Genomic DNA, 17791 nt, shown 5'->3' on the forward strand with positions numbered 1-17791 from the left:
CTGGACCCGGGGGCCTCCTGCCGAGGGGCGGACGCTCCGGGGCGAGGCTCACCGGGGCCGTCCCACGGAGGGAGGGGCGGCGAGGGGTTCCGGGGAGGCGAAGCCGGCGAAGAGCTCTCCGGTGACGTACGCACGGTGCGTGCGGGATGGGCGCCGGAGGTAGTCGTTGAGCACCTCGCGGTGGGTGCGGGCGCGGTGGTGCGTGGGCCAGCGCAGGTGCATGCGGGAGCGGGCAATGCCCTTGCCGCCGCGGTGGATGAAGGTGACGAGCCCGCCGGGCTCCACCTGCTCCACGACGCCGACGTGGGTGAGGCCGTCGTTGCGGCGTCCATCGCCGTTGCGGTCATACGTCTCGCGGAAGAAGACGAGGTCTCCCGGGCGGGGCTTCGAGCGGTGGAGCGCGCCCCGGCGGCGCACGGAGCGATACATGTGCGTCACGCCGTTGTCGCCCTTGCGGCCGGGGCCCGCCATGAGGTCGATGCCCGTGCCCGTATAGGCGAGGCGCGCGAGGCCCGTGCAGTCATCCGGCACGGAGGTGCTGACGGAGCGAAGGGAGCTGACGCCCACGAGCCCGGTGGCATTCGCGGCGATGCGCTTGCCCACGCGCGACGTGGAAGCGGCGGGCGCAGTCGCCGCGGTGCTGCCCGTGGAGGACGCGCGCTGCTTGCGGGTCGCGGCGGCACCCTGCTTCTTGGTGGCCGAGGCAGCCTTCTTCCGGGGCGTCGATGAACTCTTCGTGGAGGACACGCCCTTCTTGCTGTCCCGCTCCGAGGCCGTTCCACGTGACGCGTCCTTCCGCCGAGGCGGCGAGGACACGTCTGCTCGGGCGAGGAGCATGCCGCCGACCGGCACACCCTGTGCCGCGAGCCCGTACTCCGGGGGCACGGTGTGCGCGTAGGCGCGTGAGCTGCCAACGGCCACGGGGCCGAGTACTGCTACGACGACCAGGAGAAAGCGACGGAGCATTGTCTTGCCCGACGCTAACGCCCACGCCCCTATTCACCTGGCGCGCGGGTGTCCCTGGCCGCTTCGGGTGCTCCCTGTGCGTGCAGGCAGGCGGGCCATCCACCCGCGCGCCGACTGGCTCACACCACTGTGGAGGCGCCCGAGACCACCAGCCTGTCGCGCAGCAGGTGCTTCTGCACCTTGCCCAGCGCATTGCGAGGCAGCGCCTGCATGAAGACGACGCGCCGCGGCTTCTTGAAGCTGGCGAGCCGGTCCTTGCAGAAGTCGACGAGCGACTGGGCTTCCGGCGCGGGCCCTCCAGCGACGGGCACCACCACGGCGACCACCTGCTCACCGAAGTCCGCGTCCGGCATGCCGAGCACGGCCACCTCGGCGACGCCCGGGTGCATGGCGAGCACCTCCTCCACCTCGCGCGGATACACGTTGAAGCCGCCGCTGATGATGAGCTCGCGAGCCCGGCCGGTAATCCGCAGGTAGCCGTCCGTGTCTTGCTCTCCCAGGTCGCCCGTGCGGAACCAACCCTCCGGGTCGAACGACTCCATGGTGGCGTCCGGGCGCTCCCAGTAGCCGGCGAAGACGTGGGGACCGCGGACCTCGATTTCACCCGTCTGCCCGGGCGGCAGCGGCTGGCGCGTGCGCACGTCCACCACGCGGACCTCCTGGCCCGGGAAGGGGAAGCCCACGGTGCCGGGGCGGCGCTCGCCGTCGTACGGGTTGGTGGTGTTCATGATGGTCTCCGTCATCCCGTACCGCTCCAGGATGCGAGCACCGAACTCCGCCGCGATGTCGCCGAACAGCTGCGGGCTCAGCGGCGCCGAGCCGGACACCCACAGGCGCAGTTGGCGCGGCTTCACGCCGGTGCGCCGGGACTCCTCCAGCAGCCGCACGTACATGGTGGGCACGCCGAAGAACATCGTGAGCGAGGCGTCATCGCGCAGCGAGCCCAGCACCTCCATGGCCCCGAAGCGCCGCCGCAGGTCCACGCTGGCGCCGGTGAACAGCGTGCCGTGCATGCCCACCATGAGCCCGTGGGTGTGGAACAACGGCAGGGCGAGCAGCAGCCGGTCCGCCTCCGTCCACCGCCACGCCTCGGTGACGGCCGTCACGTTGGCCACCAGGTTGCGGTGCAGCAGCATGGCGCCCTTGGAGCGGCCGGTGGTGCCGGAGGTGTAGCCGAGCACGGCCAGGTCATTGGACCTGGGCAGCTCGAGCGGCACGGTGGCGTCCGTGCCACGGGAGCGCAGCTCCTCGAACGGAATCACGGTGAGGGACGCCGGGAGCGCGGCGGCAGGGGGCTCCACGGTGATGAGCCACTGGAGTGAGGGCAGGTGCAGCGGGGCCAGCTCCGTCGCGCCCGAGGTGCCGGTGATGCACGCGCGGGCCTTCGCGTCGGAGAGGATGTGGGCCAGCTCCACCTGGCGGTACGCGGTGTTGACGAGCACCACCACGCCCCCCGCGTACTGCACGCCGAGGTAGGCCATGACGAACTGTGGGCTGTTCTCCAGGAACAGCGCCACACGCTCGCCGCGCTGGAGGCCGAGGTGCTTCAAGCCACGAGCGAACTCGGCGACGCCGCCAGCGAGCTGTCCGTAGGAGTACGCCTCGTCCTCGAACGTGAGCAGCGGTCGCTCGGGGGCGCGGTGGGCATGGTCGAGGAAGGCTTCGAGCAGGGAGGACGGCATGGGGCGCGCAGCCTACTTCCACCAACCCGCAGGGAGGCATGAGGACTCACTCCTGTATTTAATTGAATAGCGGGTAATTCAAGCTCATCGTGGGAGTCCACTACGGACGGTGGGGAGACGGTCCTCACGGTCCATTCCTCTCTCCGGGAGTCTTCCCATGACGTTGGAGTTTCGTCGTTGGAGTCGAGCCGTACGCGCGGTGCTCGCGGGAGTGCTGGCGGTGCTGACGCTGGTGCCGGCGGCGGGCGAGGCGAACCTGCCGTATCCCACGCGAAGCGCGTACCGCATCAAGGGCGTGCAGCCGGACTTCTGGCCGAGCTACGACGAGCTCGTGGGGAACAACACGGGCGGCGTGGCGATGAACCTGGTGTGGGCCAGCTGGGAGCCATCGCCGCAGGCTCCGCCGTGCACTGCGGGCCGGGTGGAGTACAGCGGGCGGTGTTTCGTGGTGGATGCGGCGGTGGACGCGGCCATCCGCGAGTGGACGGCGCGGGGCGTGGTGGTGACGGCGGTGGTGTACGGGGTGCCAGCCTGGGCGCGAGCGGGGCGGGTGTGTACGCCGGCGGCGCCGGGCTTCGAAATCTTCTGCGCGCCCAACAACGCGGCGGACTACGGGCGCTTCGCCGGCATGTTGTCGCAGCGCTACAACGGGCTCAACGGGAATGGCCGCATCGCGGACTTCGTCATCCACAACGAGGTGAACTCGAACGACTGGTTCGACATCGGCTGCGGGCAGGGGGCGGGAGCGTGCAACACCACCGCGTGGCTGGACACGTACGCGGCCAACTACAACGCGGCCTATGACCAGGTGGTGGCGCATCAGCCGGCGGCGAAGGTGCTCATCTCGCTGACGCACCACTTCGGCACGGAGTTCAACCAGCCGGCGGCGCACAGCCCGCTGCTGTCGGGCATCACCGTCATCAGCGGCATCGCCGCGCGGGCGGGCTCGCGGGCATGGCGCGTGGCGTATCACCCGTATGCGCCGGACCTCTTCAAGCCCCAGTTCTCCGCGGACGACTACCCGCGAGTGACGTACGGCAACCTCGGGGCGCTGGCGGGCTGGCTGCGCAAGACGTACCCCGGCAGGCCGCACGCGTGGGAAATCCAGCTCACGGAGAGCGGCATCAACTCGACGAGTCCGCAGTCGTCCGAGGCCGCGCAGCAGGCGGCGGTGTGTGACACGTTCCGCAACGTGCTGGGGACGCCGGGCATCGAGAGCTACATCTACCACCGCATGCGGGACAACGCGGCGGAGGGCGGCTTGGGGCTCGGGCTGCGGAGGCAGGACGGCAGCGCGAAGCCGGCGTGGAGCACGTGGGCGCTGGCGAACCGCAACGACCTGAACCCGAAGCAGCTCTCCTGCGGCTTCGAGGACCTGCCGTACACGCGGCTGCGGCGGGCGTACCACTCGACGCGGGGACACTGGGCGTCGTCACGGCTGCCGCCTCCGGGCTTCCGTGTGGAGTCCTCGTGGAGGCTGCTGCGGGACGCGGCGCCGGGCACGCGGATGCTGTACGAGTGCCGCGTGGGCAACCACAACCTGCTCTCGCCGGACGTGAACTGCGAGGGCCAGCTGCCCATGGGGCCGGTGGGCCACATCTACACGTCGCAGGTGGCGGGCACGGTGCCGCTGTACCGGTGCCGCATCGGCCAGGGGCAGGACCACTTCGTCTCCGGCGCGTCCAACTGCGAGGGACACGTGACGGAGCAGCTGCTCGGCTTCGCCGTGCAGTAGCGGTGAAAGGAACGTTCCTTCCAACTCGGAGGGGCGCGTCCCCTCTGCCCTGGCCTGGAAGGAACGCTCCTTCCAACTCGGGAGGCGTGTCCCCGCCGCGCCCTGGCCTGGAAGGAACGCTCCTTCCAGCTCGGGAGGCGCGTCCCCGCCGCCTTGCCCGGAAGGAACCTTCATTCCAATTCGAGGGCGCGTCGCCACCTCCGGGCCCTGCGAGGCTCACTCAGCTGGCCAGGGCCGGAGCCACCTGGAGCGACGGTCCGGTGCCCGCGGTCATGCGCTGGAACTCCGTGCCGCAGTGCGCGGAGAACACACGGACCTCGTGAGAGTGCTTGCGCACCAACTCGCGCAGCCGCACCTGGTTGGCGACGCGCGCCGCGTTGTCCGTCGAGCGGAGCCGCTGGAAGAGCGCGAGCCCGAGCGGGCTGCGTGGGGCCACGGGGTTCATCTCGTGGTGGCTGAAGTACGCATCGCCCGCGTGGAGCAGCCAGCCGCTGCCGGTCTTCACGGCGACACCGCAGTGTCCCTCCGAGTGGCCCACGAGTGGCACCAGCAGCACCTCGTCGCCGAGGCCAGGAATGGGGCGCACCGCCTCGAAGCCGAACCAGCGCTCGCCCGCCACCTCATGGGGCATCCACCGTGGGCCATGCGCCCACTGCACCGGGCGGTAGCCGAACTTGCGTGAGGCAGGATTCCGCGAGGCGTCGTACTCATCGCGGAAGACGTGGACCTCGGCGGTGGGGAAGTCGGCCAGGCCCCCGGCATGGTCCAGGTCCAGGTGGGTGGGGAGGATGTGACGCACGTCCTCGCGCCGGAAGCCGAGCCGCTCGACCTGGGCGACGGCGGTCTCCCGAGGGTCGAGCCTGGGCGCGTTGCGCTTGAGGAAGCTCCGGCCGAGGCGGCGCGGGTCCTGGACATCGCCAATGCCGAGCCCCGTGTCGACGAGGACGAGGCCCTGCCGGGTCTCCAGCATGAGGCAGTGGCAGACCATCCGGGCGCGCCCGAAGAAGCTGCCTTCGCCCTGGACGAATCGAGGACCCCCGGCGGGGCACAGGCTGCCGCAGTTGAGGTGATGGACGTGCATGGTCAGCTCCTCGCCGGGACGTGCCGGGCGTGCGGGGTTGTCATGCCGGATACCTACGGAAAGTCGTCGGGATGCGATTGGAGGAATCGGCCATGGCCCGTGGGCCGGGTTGAACACCGCGAGGCGGTGACCCATGCTGTGACGATGACTGACGCGTCCGTTCAGCTCGCGCCGCGAGGCGTGCTCGCGGGCTTCGTGAAGGGATTCCGGGTCGTCTCGCGGGGAGCCGATGCCCGCCCCTACGTCCGGCTGCCGGATGGCGAGGTCGACCTGGTCATCCGCTTCAGGGGCGAGCGCGGAGCGGCGCACGCCATCGGCCCGAGGCTGAGCCCGCTGCGCAAGGGCACCGAGGTCCTGACGCCGCAGATGCTCGTGGTGCGCTTCAAGCCGGGAGGTGCATACCCGTTCTTCGGCCTGCCGATGTCCGAGCTGACGGACCGCATCCTGTCCCTGGACACGCTGTGGGGCACGGAGGGAGCGCGGCTGCGCGAAGCGCTCACGGAGGCACCGTCCGTGGTGGACCGGCTGCGCCTGCTGGACACGGCGCTCACCGAGCGCCTCCGCCGGGGAGACGTCTTCGAGCCCGCGGGGGCGTACACGGTGCGGCGAGCCGTCCGGCTGCTCACGGAGGCCACGGAGCTGCCGCGTGTCGACGCGCTGGCGAGAGAACTGGGCGTCAGCGCTCGACAGCTGCGCCGGGCCTTCGACGACGTGGTGGGAATGGGCCCCAAGGAGTTCGCGCGCGTGGTGCGCTTCCAGCGCGCGGTGCGGGCCTCGGAGCGCGCCGCCACACCGGACTGGGGCGCCATCGCGGTGGCGGCGGGCTACTACGACCAGTCGCACCTCATCACCGAGTTCAAGCACCTGACGGGCACCACACCGGGGGCGCTGATGCGTACGCGTCTCCAGTCCACGGCGGCGCGTGGCGGAGTGGAGAGACGCAATGAGTGAAGCGTGGAGGGGCACTGAGCGGCACTTCCGCTGCCGTGGCGCCCGCCTGCCCGCCCTCCGTTGATCCACTGTCCGCTTCTGGGACGACACTTTCCGCAACCGGGCACCGGACCTGGGACGTCCCCCCTCCTCCCGAGCAAATCCAGGGATTTGAACGGCCAGAAGCAATTGGCACGAGCCTCGCTCTTAGAGAGGCCGTGGACATCCCCAAAGCCAAGAAGAAGACCCGCAAGCCCTGGGTCCTCGCCATCGGCGGAGCCTGTGTGCTGCTCGCGGTGACGGTGGGCCTGTCGCGCCTGCGTCCGGCGGCGCCCACGGTGGAGCGCGCCTCGGTGTGGCTCGACACGGTGAAGCGCGGGCCCATGGTGCGGCAGGTGAAGGGCGCGGGCACCCTGGTGCCCGAGTACATCCGCTGGCTCACCGCCGACACGGCGGGCCGCGTCGAGCGCATCCACGTGCGCCCCGGCGCCACCGTGACGGCCGACACGCTCCTCATGGAGCTGTCCAACCCCGACGTGCAGCTCCAGGCCCTGGAGGCCGAGCGCCAGCTCGCCAGCGCGCAGGCCGAGCTCATCCGCATGCGCACCGAGCTGGAGACGATGCGCCTGGCCCAGGCCGCCACGGTGGAGACGCTCACCACCGACTCCGCCGACGCCGTCCGCCGCGCCGCGGCCAGCGACACCCTCCACAAGAAGGAGCTCATCGGCGAGCTCGAGGTGACGCAGACCCGCGAGAAGGCCGGCGAGCTGTCCCGCCGCCTGGAGCTGGAGCGCAAGAAGCTCAACGTGGTCGCCGTCAACATGAAGGACCAGCTCGCCGCCCAGGAGGGCCAGGTCGAGCGGTTGAAAGCGGTCGCCCGCTTCCGACGTACCCAGGTGGAGTCCATGAAGGTGCTCGCCGGGGAGGACGGGGTGCTGCAGGAGCTGCCGCTGGAGCTGGGACAGTGGGTGACGCCGGGCGTACTGCTCGCGAAGGTGGTGAAGCCCGAGCGGCTGAAGGCGGAGCTGCGCATCGCCGAGACGCAGGCGCGCGACATCCAGCCCGGCCAGAAGGCGTTGGTCGACACGCGCAACGGGGTGGTGGAGGGCACGGTAGCGCGCGTGGCCCCGGCGGCCAGCCAGGGCACGGTGCGGGTGGAGGTGTCGCTGCCGGCCGAGCTGCCCCGTGGCGCCCGGCCCGACCTCACGGTGGAGGGGACGGTGGAGCTGGAGCGGCTGGGCAACGTGCTCTCCGTGGGCCGCCCCGCGGGCGCGCAGCCCAACGGGACGATGTCCCTCTTCCGGCTGATGCCCGGGGGCGACGAAGCGATTCGGGTGCCGGTGCAGCTGGGCCGGGGTTCGGTGAACGCCGTGGAGGTCGTACAGGGCCTCCAAGAAGGCGACCAGGTGGTGCTGTCTGACATGGCCGCGTGGGACGCGGTCGAGCGGGTGAGGTTGCGATGATGACGACGAACGACGTGAAGGCGCCCGCTTCGACAGAAGAGGCGGTGCTGGCGGGTGGACCGAAGACGGACGCGGGCAAGTCCCTCATCCAGCTCGAGGGGCTGACCAAGGTCTTCGAGACGGAGGAGGTGGAGACGCACGCGCTCTCCAACATCCACCTCACCATCCGCCAGGGCGAGTGGGTGGCGATTGTCGGCCCCTCGGGCTCCGGCAAGTCCACGCTGCTGGCGGTGCTGGGGCTGCTCGACACGGCCTCGCGCGGCGCGTACCTGCTGGACGGGCGCAGCGTGCTGGAGCTGTCGCCGTCGGACCGGGCGCTGGTGCGCAACCGGCACATCGGCTTCATCTTCCAGAGCTTCAACCTCATCGGCGACCTGACGGTGTTCGAGAACGTGGAGCTGCCCTTGACGTACCGGGGCATGCCCGCGGCCGAGCGCAAGCAGCGCGTGGAGCGCGCGCTGGAGAGAGTCGGCATGGCGCACCGGGCGCGGCACATGCCGGGCCAGCTCTCCGGCGGTCAGCAGCAGCGCGTCGCGGTGGCGCGCGCGGTGGCGGGCGACCCGCTCATCCTCCTGGCCGACGAGCCCACCGGTAACCTCGACTCGAAGAACGGCGAGGCGGTGATGCAGCTGCTCTCCGAGCTGCACAAGGGCGGCGCCACCATCTGCATGGTGACGCACGACCCGGCGCACGCGCGCACCGCCACGCGCACGGTGAGCCTCTTCGACGGCCGCATCGTCCAGGACGAGCAGCGCCGCTAGTCCCCGCTTCACGCTCCGTCCCGCACCGTGCCCCCGAAGGCGCGGCCACGGGAGGGGTGCGCCTCTACGCCTCACGCTCCGTCTCACCGGAACCCCATGGAAACCCTCCTCCAGGATGTCCGCTACGCGCTGCGCACGCTGAGCAAGAGCCCCGGCTTCGTGCTGGTGGCGGTGCTCGCGCTGGCGCTCGGCATCGGCGCGAACAGCGCCGTGTTCAGCGTGGTGAATGGCGTGCTGCTCAAGCCGCCGCCCTTCGCGGAGCCGGACCGGCTGGTCCACGTCTGGGGCAACTTCCTCAGGATGGAGCTGAAGGACATCTCGGTGTCGGTGCCCGAGTACCGGGACTACCGCGAGCTGCCGAAGGCCTTCGCGTCGGTGGCGGCCTATGACGAGAACGACGCCACGCTCACCGGCGGGGACGTGCCGGAGCGGCTGAGCGTGACGAACGCCACGGCCTCGCTCTTCGCCACGCTGGGCGTGTCGCCGGTGCTCGGCCGTGCCTTCACCGAGGACGAGGAGACGCCGGGCCGCGAGCGGGTGCTGGTGCTGACGGACAAGGCGTGGCGCTCGCGCTTCGCGCAGGACCCGAAGGTGCTGGGCCGCACGCTGCAGCTGGATGGGGACTCGTACACGGTGGTGGGCGTGCTGCCGCCCGGGGCGGAGTATCCGGCGGACACGGACGTGTACGCGCCCTTCGCGCCCACGCCGGAGCAGGCGTCGCAGGAGCGGCGCGGCAGCCGGTTCCTCAGCGTGGTAGCGCGGCTGAAGCCCGGCATGACGCTGGCGGCGGCGCAGGCGGACCTGGCGCGCGTGGGCCGGGAGATGGAGGCCGCGCACGAGAACAACTACAAGGGCGGCGGCTGGGCCATCACCGTGAAGTCGCTGGAGGACGAGGTGGTGGGCGACGTGCGCGGCACGCTGTGGCTCTTGCTGGGCGCGGTGGGCTTCGTGCTGCTGGTGGCGTGCAGCAGCGTGGCGAACCTGCTCCTGGCGCGAGCGGCGGCCCGCGGTCGCGAGGTGTCCATCCGCGCGGCCCTGGGCGCGGGCCGGGGGCGGCTGGTGGCGCAATTCCTCACGGAGAGCTTGGTGCTGGCGGTGACGGGCGGTGCGCTCGGCCTGCTGCTGGCGATGTGGGGCACCGACATGTTGCTGGTGGTGGTGGGCGACGGGCTGCCGCGTGCGACGGAGGTGGGACTGGACGTGCCGTCGGTGCTCTTCACGGCGGGCGTGTCCCTGCTCACGGGTATCGTCTTCGGCCTGGTGCCGGCGCTCCAGGTGAGCCGCGCGGACCTGAGCGGCGCGATGCGCGAGGGGACGCGCGGCACGGATGGGAAGAAGGCGGGCCGGCTGCGCGCGGGGCTGGTGGTGGCGCAGGTGGCGCTGGCGCTGGTGCTGCTGGTGGGCGCGGGCCTCTTCGTGAAGAGCTTCCAGGCGCTGCACGAGGTGGAGGCGGGCTTCACCCCGGAAGGAGTCCTCACCGGCAGCATCGCGCTGCCCCAGGCGGCGTACTCGGAGGCGGCGCGCCGGGAGACGTTCATGGGCGAGCTGCTCACCCGAGTGCAGGCCCTGCCCGGCGTGGAGTCCGCGGGGGCGGCGAACATGCTGCCCCTGGGAGGCCGCACGGACAACAGCTTCGACATCGAGGGCCGGACGAAGGGGCCGGACGAGGCGTGGCCGGCGGTGGAGACGCGCTTCGCCAGCGCGGACTACCTGCGCACGCTCCAGGTGCGGCTGCGCGACGGGCGCATGCTGCAGGAGACGGACAACTCCGCCGCGCCGGGGGCGGTGGTCATCAACAAGACCTTCGCGAACCTCTACTGGCCCAAGGGCGACGCGCTGGGCCAGCGGCTGAGGCTGCACCGGCAGACCACGCGCTGGGCTACGGTGGTGGGCATCGTCGACGACGTGCGCGAGTGGGGCCTGGACAAGCCCGCGCGCCCGGCGGCGTACTACGCGGCGGCGCAGTTCCCGCTCTACAACCTCAACCTCGCGGTGCGCGCGAAGGCGGGCAGCCCGGAGGCACTGCGCACGGCGATTGAAGCCGAGGTGCGCGCCCTGGACGGCAACCTGCCCCTGTTCAACGTGGCGCCCATGGTGCGACTGGTGGACGACTCCATCGGCTCGCGCCGGCTGTCCGCCCTGCTGATGGGACTGTTCGCGGGCACCGCGCTGCTGCTGGCCGCGCTGGGCATCTCCGGCGTCATCGGCTACTCGGTGGCGCAGCGCACGCGCGAGATGGGCATCCGCATGGCGCTGGGCGCGGCGCGCAGGGACGTGCTGACGTTGGTGCTGGGCCAGGGCCTGAAGCTGGCGGGCCTGGGCGTGGCGGCGGGGCTGATGCTCTCGCTCGGGCTGGCGCAGCTGTTGAGCACGCTGCTGTACGGCGTCACGGCGTATGACCCGTGGACCTTCGTCGGAGTGGCCGCGCTGCTGTGCGGCGTCGCCCTCTTCGCCACCTGGCTGCCCGCGCGCCGCGCGACGTTGGTGGACCCCATCATTGCCCTGCGCTCCGAATAGGCGCACGAGAGAATCATGTCCCAGCCCCTCATCTCCCTCCGTAACGTCGAGAAGTCCTACCCCCTGGCGGGCGGCCGCGCCTGGGTGCTGCGCCGCATCGACCTGGACATCCAGCCCGGCGAGTTCGTCACGCTGATGGGCCCGTCCGGCGCGGGCAAGTCCACGCTGCTGTCCATCCTCGGCATGCTGGATGCGGAGTGGACGGGCGAGTACGTGCTGGACGGCCAGTCCGTCCACGCGATGAAGCCGAAGGAGCGCGCGGAGCTGTCGCGGCGCACCATCGGCTTCGTCTTCCAGCAGTACCACCTGCTGGACAACCTCACGGTGGCGGAGAACCTCGAAGTCCCGCTGTCCTACCGCAACCTCAAGCGCAGTGAGCGCGAGTCGCTGGTGGGTGACATGCTGGACCGCTTCAGCCTGGTGGGGAAGAAGGACCTGTTCCCCTCGCAGCTCTCCGGCGGCCAGCAGCAGCTGGTGGGCATCGCCCGCGCGCTCATCGCCAACCCCAAGGTGCTGCTGGCGGACGAGCCCACGGGCAACCTCCACTCGGCGCAGGCGAAGCACATCATGGAGGTCTTCCAGCGCCTCAACAAGGACGGCACCACCATCATCCAGGTGACGCACTCCGAGGCCAACGCCGCGTATGGCCACCGCATCATCCAGCTCGCGGACGGCTGGCTGCAGAAGCCCTGAAGGCACGAGCGAGACACTCCATGCTGAGCGACCTGAAGATGGACCTGCGGTACGCGCTGCGCACGATGCGCCAGTCGCCCGTGTTCACGGTGGCGGCGGTGCTCGTGCTGTCACTGGGCATCGGCGCGACGACGGCGCTCTTCAGCGTGGTGGACGCGGTGCTGCTGCGGCCGCTGCCCTTTCCGGAGCCGGAGCGGGTGGTGATGCTGGGCTCGGACACGCCGCAGCGGGTGTCTCCGCGCTACAGCCTGATGTCCTTCGACGACATCGCGCGGCAGTCGAAGCAGCTCGTCTCGCTCACCGCGTACAGCAATGACGTCTTCAACCTCACCGGCGACGGGGACACGCAGCAGCTGCGCGGCACGGTGGTGGTGGGAGACTTCTTCAAGGCCTTCGGCGTGCAGCCGCTGCTCGGGCGCACCTTCACGCTCGAGGAGCAGCGCACCCCGGTGGCGGTGCTGTCCTACGGGCAGTGGCTGGCGATGGGCGGCGGGCAGGACGTGCTCGGCCGCACGCTGACGCTGAGCGGCCATCCGTACACGGTGGTGGGGGTGATGCCGCCCTCGTTCCAGGTGCCCCGCGCCACGACGGCCGTGTGGGTGCCGTACGACAGCCAGCCGGGAGCGGCCACGTCCGAGGCGCGCACGGCGCGCGGCTATCGCGCCTTCATCGTGACGGGACGGCTGACGCCGGGCGCCACGCTGGAGTCCGCCCGGCAGGAGCTGGCGGCGCTCGCTCCGGAGCTGCTGAAGCAGGACGCGGCGCTGGAGCTGGGGGTGGTGCGCTACTCCGACCAGCTCACCCGGGACGTGCGCCTGGCGCTGTGGGTGCTGCTGGGCGCAGTGGCGCTGGTGCTGCTGCTGGCGGCGGCCAACGTGGCCCATCTGCAGCTGGCGCGCGCGGCGTCGCGGCAGCGCGAGCTGGGCATCCGCGTGGCGCTGGGCGCCGGGCGCGGGCGGCTGGTGCGGCAGCTCCTCACGGAGAGCGTGCTGCTGGCGGCGCTGGGCGGCGTGGGCGGGGTGCTGCTGGCCCTGTGGGGCACGGACTGGGTGGTGGCCCTGGGCGGCAATGCCCTGCCGCGCGGCGGCGACGTGGCGGTGCAGGGCCGGGTGCTGCTCTTCGCGCTGGCGGTGACGCTGCTCACGGGCGTGGGCGTGGGGCTGGCCCCCGCGCTGCAGCGCACCCAGCTGAGCCCGGGGACGGTGCTGGGCCGGAGCGCCAGCGAGGCGTCCCGGGGGCGGACGCACGCGGCCCTGGTGGTGGCGGAGGTGGCGCTGGCGCTGCTGCTCATCACCGGCGCGGGGCTGATGCTCAAGAGCTTCTGGCGGCTGCAGCAGGTGGACCCCGGGCTGGACCCGGAAGGCGTCTTCGTCGCGCTGGTGTCGCTGTCCAGCGACCGCTACACCCACGGCGACGACGTGAATGCCTTCTACCGGAACCTGATGACCCGGCTCGAGGCCCGTCCGGAGGTGGCGGCGGCAGGCGTGGGCCAGAGCCTGCCGGGAGGCTTTGACATCCGCCGCTCCGGCTACTGGGTGGAGGGGACGGAGGACGTGCCCAACCGGCCGCATGCTCTCGTCAACGCCTCCTCGCCGGGCTTCCTGGAGGCGCTGCGCGTGCCGCTGCTCGCGGGCCGCCGGCTCACCGCGGACGACCGCAAGGACACCCCGAGAGTCCTCGTGGTGAGCGAGCACTTCGCCCGCAAGGTCTTCCCCGGGCAGGACGCGGTGGGGCGCCGGGTGACGTTCGGCGGCGACGACGCGCAGGGCAACCCGCTGTGGCTGACGGTGGTGGGCGTGGTGGGGGACGTGCCGTACGCCGGGGTGGAGTCGGGGCAGGAGCCCACGGCGTACCTCCCCCTGGCGCAGGGCGGAGACGGGCCGGACCTGGGCGCGCAGCTCGCGGTGCGGGCCGCGCCGGGCCTGTCGCCCCAGGCGCTGGAGGCGGTGGTGCGCGAGGAGCTGCGCGCGGTGGACTCCACGGCGGCGCTCGCGCAGCCCACCACGCTGGAGGACCGGCTGGCGGTGGACCTGGCCCGGCCCCGCTTCCGCACGGTGCTGCTGGGCAGCTTCGGCGTGCTGGCGCTGGTGCTGGCGGCGGTGGGCATCTACGGCGTCATGTCCTACGTGGTGGCGCAGCGCTCTCACGAGATGGGCGTGCGCATGGCCCTCGGTGCCCAGCGGCGGGACGTGCTGGGCCTCGTCGTGGGGCAGGCGCTGCGGCGGGTAGGGCTGGGGCTCGGGCTGGGGCTCGCTGGTGCGCTGGCGGTGCACCGGGTGATGGAGGGCCTCCTCTATGGCGTCAGCTCGCTGGACCTCACCGTGCTGGGCGCGGTGGCCGCGGTGCTCCTGGGGACTGCCTGGCTGGCGAGCTGGCTGCCAGCACGCCGTGCGGCCAGCGTGGACCCCGCCTCCATCCTCCGTCGCGGCTGACGCCGTCCCATTTCTGGCACATTCTCTCTGGTAGGTACCCCCCGTGTCCGAGCCCCTTCCCACCGCGTCCCCTCCCGCCGCACCCGCGCCCGCCGCCGCAAGGCCCTCGCGCATCCTCATCGCCGATGACCAGGCAGACGTGCTGGAGGCGCTCCGGCTGTTGCTCAAGCGCGACGGGTACGCCGTCGTCACCGCCCAGTCGCCCGCGGGCGCGCTGGCCACGCTGGAGTCGGAGGACGTGGACCTCGTCCTCATGGACCTGAACTACGCGCGCGACACCACGTCCGGGAAGGAGGGCATGGACCTGCTCGGCCGCATCCGCGCGCAGGACGCGGCGCTGCCGGTGGTGGTGATGACGGCGTGGGGCAGCGTGGAGGGCGCGGTGGAGGCCATGCGCGGCGGCGCGCGCGACTACGTGCAGAAGCCGTGGGACAACACGCGCCTTTTGGCCACGCTGCGCACGCAGCTGGAACTGGGCCGGGCCTTGAAGCGCAGCCGGCGGCTGGAGGAGGAGAACCAGCACCTGCGGCGCGGCCAGGGTGGCCTGCCCACCATGGTGTCGGAGTCTCGCGCCATGCAGCCCATCCGCCGCCTCATCGAGCGCGTGGCGCCGTCCGGGGCCAACGTGCTGGTGACGGGCGAGCACGGCACGGGCAAGGAGGTGGTGGCGCGGCTGCTCCACGCGGCCTCCACGCGCGCGGACCGGCCCTTCGTGGCGGTGAACTCCGGCGGCCTGTCCGAGGGCGTCTTCGAGAGCGAGCTGTTCGGCCACGTGAAGGGTGCCTTCACGGACGCGAAGGGAGACCGCATCGGCTGCTTCGAGCTGGCGGACGGCGGCACGCTCTTCCTGGACGAGATTGGCAACATGCCGCTGTCGCAGCAGGCCAAGCTGCTGCGCGTGCTGCAGACGGGCGAGCTGCACCCGGTGGGCTCGTCGAAGGTGCGGCGCGTGGACGTGCGGGTGGTGAGCGCCACCAACGTGGACCTGTCCAAGGCGGTGACGGAGGGGCGCTTCCGCGAGGATTTGCTCTACCGCCTCAACACGGTGGAGCTGCAGCTGCCGCCGCTGCGCGACAGGCGCGAGGACATCCCCCTGCTGGCGACGCACTTCCTGGCGGAGCACGGCCGGCGCTACGGGCGGCCCACGGTGCGGCTGTCGGCGGGCGCGCTGGAGGCGCTGCTGGCGTACGCGTGGCCGGGCAACGTGCGCGAGCTGGAGCACGCGGTGGAGCGCGCGCTGCTGATGGCGGCGGGTGACGAGGTGTCGGCGGACGACCTGCTCTTGAAGCGGGTGGGGCGTGAGGGCCCGTCGCGGCTGGAGGAGATGACGCTGGAGGAGGTGGAGCGCTACCTCATCGAGCGCGCCCTGGCGCGGCAGGAGGGCAACGTGAGCGAGGCGGCCAAGGGGCTGGGCCTGTCGCGAAGCGCGCTATACCGGAGGCTCCAGCACTACGGAATCAAGGGAGCTCGGTGAAGCAGAAGCGCAGCCCTCCGCCACATGACGTGCAGGTGCTCGGCCTGGCGTGGCTGGCGGGGCTGCCGGGCTCGGTGGCCGCGCTCATCATGGTGTGGACGGGGGACTTCTCCGCGAAGGTGCAGTGGACGCTGACCACGCTGGTGGTGGGCGTCTTCCTCGGCGTCGGGCTCCTGGTGCGCGAGCGGGTGATGCGGCCGCTGCACGCGGTGGCGAACCTGTTGGCCGCGCTGCGCGAGGGTGATTACTCGGTGCGCGGGCGCGGTGCGCGCGGGGGTGACGCGCTGGGCGAGGTGCTGCTGGAGGTCAACGCGCTGGGCGACACGCTGCGCGAGCAGCGGCTGGGGGCGCTGGAGGCAGGGGCGCTCCTGGAGCAGGTGATGGAGGAGATCGACGTCGGGGTGCTGGCCTTCGACGTGGCGGGCACGCTGAAGCTGGTGAACCGCGCGGGGGAGCGGCTGCTGGGGCAGCCTCGCTCGCAGCTGGTGGGGAAGGGGGCCGGCTCGCTGGGGCTGTCGGACCTGCTGGAGGGCCCGGTGCCCCGGCGGCTGACGCGCAGCTTCGCGGAGGAGGGCGGCCCCTACGAGGTGCGGCGGGGTGAGTTCCGCCAGGGCGGGCTGCCGCACCAGCTCGTCGTCATCGCTGACTTGAGATTGGCGCTGCGCGAGCAGGAGCGCGAGGCGTGGCGCCGGCTGGTGCGGGTGCTGAGCCACGAAATCAACAACTCGCTGACGCCCATCGGCTCCATCGCCGAGGCGCTGCGGGACATGCTGGTGCAGCAGCCGCGCGCGGCGGACTGGGAGGAGGACGCGAAGAGCGGGCTGGGCATCATCGCCCGGCGCTCGGAGTCACTGGCGCGCTTCATGTCCGCGTACGCGAGGCTGGCGCGGCTGCCTCCGCCGTCCCTGGGGAACGTGGAAGTGGACGGCTGGGTGCGGCGGGTGGCGGCGCTGGAGCACCGCCGGCCGGTGGCGGTGCGCGCGGGCCCGGCACTGGTGGTGCGCGGGGACGTGGACCAGCTGGAGCAGCTGCTCATCAACCTGGTGCGCAACGCGGTGGACGCGGTGCAGATGGCTCCGGAGGGCGGCAACGTCTGGGTGTCCTGGGCAGTGCTGTCACCGGGCGCGGTGGAGGTGTGGGTGGAGGACGAGGGCCCCGGGCTGGCGGACACGGGCAACCTCTTCGTGCCCTTCTTCACCACGAAGCCGCAGGGCAGCGGCATCGGCCTGGCGCTGAGCCGGCAGATTGCGGAGGCCCATGGCGGAGGCCTGCGTCTGGAGAACCGGCCGGAGGGGCGGGGGTGCCGCGCACGGCTGAAGCTGCCGCTGGACGCCCCGGGCGTGCAGGTGGGCCAGGGCTGAGCGTCTCGTCACCTTGCTGCTATGCGCCATCGCAGAGGCGGCTGGACTAAAGTCAACCCGGTGTGCAGCTCACGGCCGCTGGTGTTTGAACTACGAGCCCATGCCCTATTCCTATTACACGTTCGGACATGCGCATGACCCCCGTGCGGTGGAGATCGTCGACCTTCCGGACAGGGTCGAGGACTACTTCTACCTGAGCGATGGCATCCCGTGTGCCTCCTACCTGCCGCCGACGACCGAGCTCAGCCTCTACGAACGCGCTGGGGACATGTTCACGGACTTCATCGACAACCCGGACCGTGTGCTCTACGTGTCCCAGCGCGTGCAGGACGTCTTGAAGAGCCGGGGATTGGTAGGCGAGGCCATCGAGCTGCTGCCCTTCGTACTGCTGGACAAGCGCGGCCGTCGCACCCGCGAGTCCTATGCCATCGCCAATCCGCTGGTGCGCGTACCGTGTCTGGACTTCGAGCGCTCGAAGTACCGGCGCACCGCCAGCGACCCGAACGAGCTCGCCGAGGTCAAGCTGCTGCACGTGCGCGAGGATGCCGTGCCCGACAACGCCCAGCTCTTCCGGATGGCGGAGTACTCGGAAATGATTGTGCTGCGCTCCGACCTCCTGGAGGCCTTCCAGCAGGCGGGGCTCACCGGGCTCGCGGTCAACCCCGCGGGCAAGACCATCCCGGGCTGAGGTCCTTC

13 protein-coding genes are annotated in these 17791 nt (G+C 71.5%); 10 read left to right on the forward strand and 3 right to left on the reverse strand.

Features of this window, described 5'->3' with window-relative positions; translation table 11 throughout:
- Positions 1-48: 48 nt before the first annotated feature.
- Together LXT23_RS42050 and LXT23_RS42055 are read right to left on the reverse strand one after the other, a co-directional pair.
- Entirely contained in the window at positions 49-921 is an 873-nt protein-coding gene (locus LXT23_RS42050) for a CHAP domain-containing protein (protein ID WP_253986121.1), read from the reverse strand.
- A gap of 164 nt (positions 922-1085) precedes the next feature.
- The gene (locus LXT23_RS42055) at positions 1086-2648 is read right to left on the reverse strand and encodes an AMP-binding protein (RefSeq protein ID WP_253986122.1); all 1563 of its coding nucleotides are present in this window, start codon (positions 2646-2648) and stop codon (positions 1086-1088) included.
- A 157-nt stretch (positions 2649-2805) separates the two neighbouring features.
- On the opposite strand from LXT23_RS42055, the gene LXT23_RS42060 reads away from it, so the two are divergent.
- A complete protein-coding gene (locus LXT23_RS42060) occupies positions 2806-4383 on the forward strand; it encodes a DUF5722 domain-containing protein (protein WP_253986123.1) in 1578 nt (525 codons plus the stop codon).
- 220 nt (positions 4384-4603) lie between these two features.
- Here the strand turns inward: LXT23_RS42060 and LXT23_RS42065 are convergent, their stop codons facing one another.
- A complete protein-coding gene (locus LXT23_RS42065; RefSeq protein ID WP_253986124.1) occupies positions 4604-5464 on the reverse strand; it encodes an MBL fold metallo-hydrolase in 861 nt (286 codons plus the stop codon).
- 144 nt (positions 5465-5608) lie between these two features.
- On the opposite strand from LXT23_RS42065, the gene LXT23_RS42070 reads away from it, so the two are divergent.
- The 9 genes from LXT23_RS42070 (at position 5609) to LXT23_RS42110 (ending at position 17783) form a co-directional block, all read left to right on the forward strand.
- Positions 5609-6415, forward strand: coding sequence for a helix-turn-helix domain-containing protein (locus LXT23_RS42070; protein WP_253986125.1), 807 nt, complete (start codon positions 5609-5611; stop codon positions 6413-6415).
- A 197-nt stretch (positions 6416-6612) separates the two neighbouring features.
- On the forward strand, positions 6613-7857 hold the full coding sequence (locus LXT23_RS42075) for an HlyD family secretion protein (RefSeq protein ID WP_253986126.1): 1245 nt from the start codon (positions 6613-6615) through the stop codon (positions 7855-7857).
- A complete protein-coding gene (locus LXT23_RS42080) occupies positions 7857-8618 on the forward strand; it encodes an ABC transporter ATP-binding protein (protein WP_253986184.1) in 762 nt (253 codons plus the stop codon). Before LXT23_RS42075 ends, LXT23_RS42080 begins: the two co-directional genes overlap by 1 nt.
- Before the next feature lie 96 nt (positions 8619-8714).
- On the forward strand, positions 8715-11135 hold the full coding sequence (locus LXT23_RS42085) for an ABC transporter permease (RefSeq protein WP_253986127.1): 2421 nt from the start codon (positions 8715-8717) through the stop codon (positions 11133-11135).
- Positions 11136-11150: 15 nt separating this feature from the next.
- Positions 11151-11828: an ABC transporter ATP-binding protein gene (locus LXT23_RS42090; protein ID WP_253986128.1), complete on the forward strand. Its 678-nt coding sequence runs from the start codon at positions 11151-11153 to the stop codon at positions 11826-11828.
- Between the two features lie 20 nt (positions 11829-11848).
- On the forward strand, positions 11849-14260 hold the full coding sequence (locus LXT23_RS42095; RefSeq protein ID WP_253986129.1) for an ABC transporter permease: 2412 nt from the start codon (positions 11849-11851) through the stop codon (positions 14258-14260).
- A 43-nt stretch (positions 14261-14303) separates the two neighbouring features.
- Positions 14304-15734, forward strand: a complete 1431-nt coding sequence (locus tag LXT23_RS42100; RefSeq protein ID WP_253986130.1) for a sigma-54-dependent transcriptional regulator — start codon at positions 14304-14306, stop codon at positions 15732-15734.
- Positions 15731-17095 carry a sensor histidine kinase gene (locus tag LXT23_RS42105; RefSeq protein WP_253986131.1) on the forward strand — a complete coding sequence of 455 codons (1365 nt, stop codon included), beginning with the start codon at positions 15731-15733 and terminating at the stop codon, positions 17093-17095. Before LXT23_RS42100 ends, LXT23_RS42105 begins: the two co-directional genes overlap by 4 nt.
- 100 nt (positions 17096-17195) lie before the next feature.
- Positions 17196-17783, forward strand: coding sequence for an imm11 family protein (locus LXT23_RS42110; protein WP_253986132.1), 588 nt, complete (start codon positions 17196-17198; stop codon positions 17781-17783).
- Positions 17784-17791 lie beyond the last annotated feature (8 nt).

Origin of the sequence: Pyxidicoccus xibeiensis, from assembly GCF_024198175.1 — a bacterium.
Classification (GTDB): Bacteria; Myxococcota; Myxococcia; order Myxococcales; family Myxococcaceae; genus Myxococcus; species Myxococcus xibeiensis.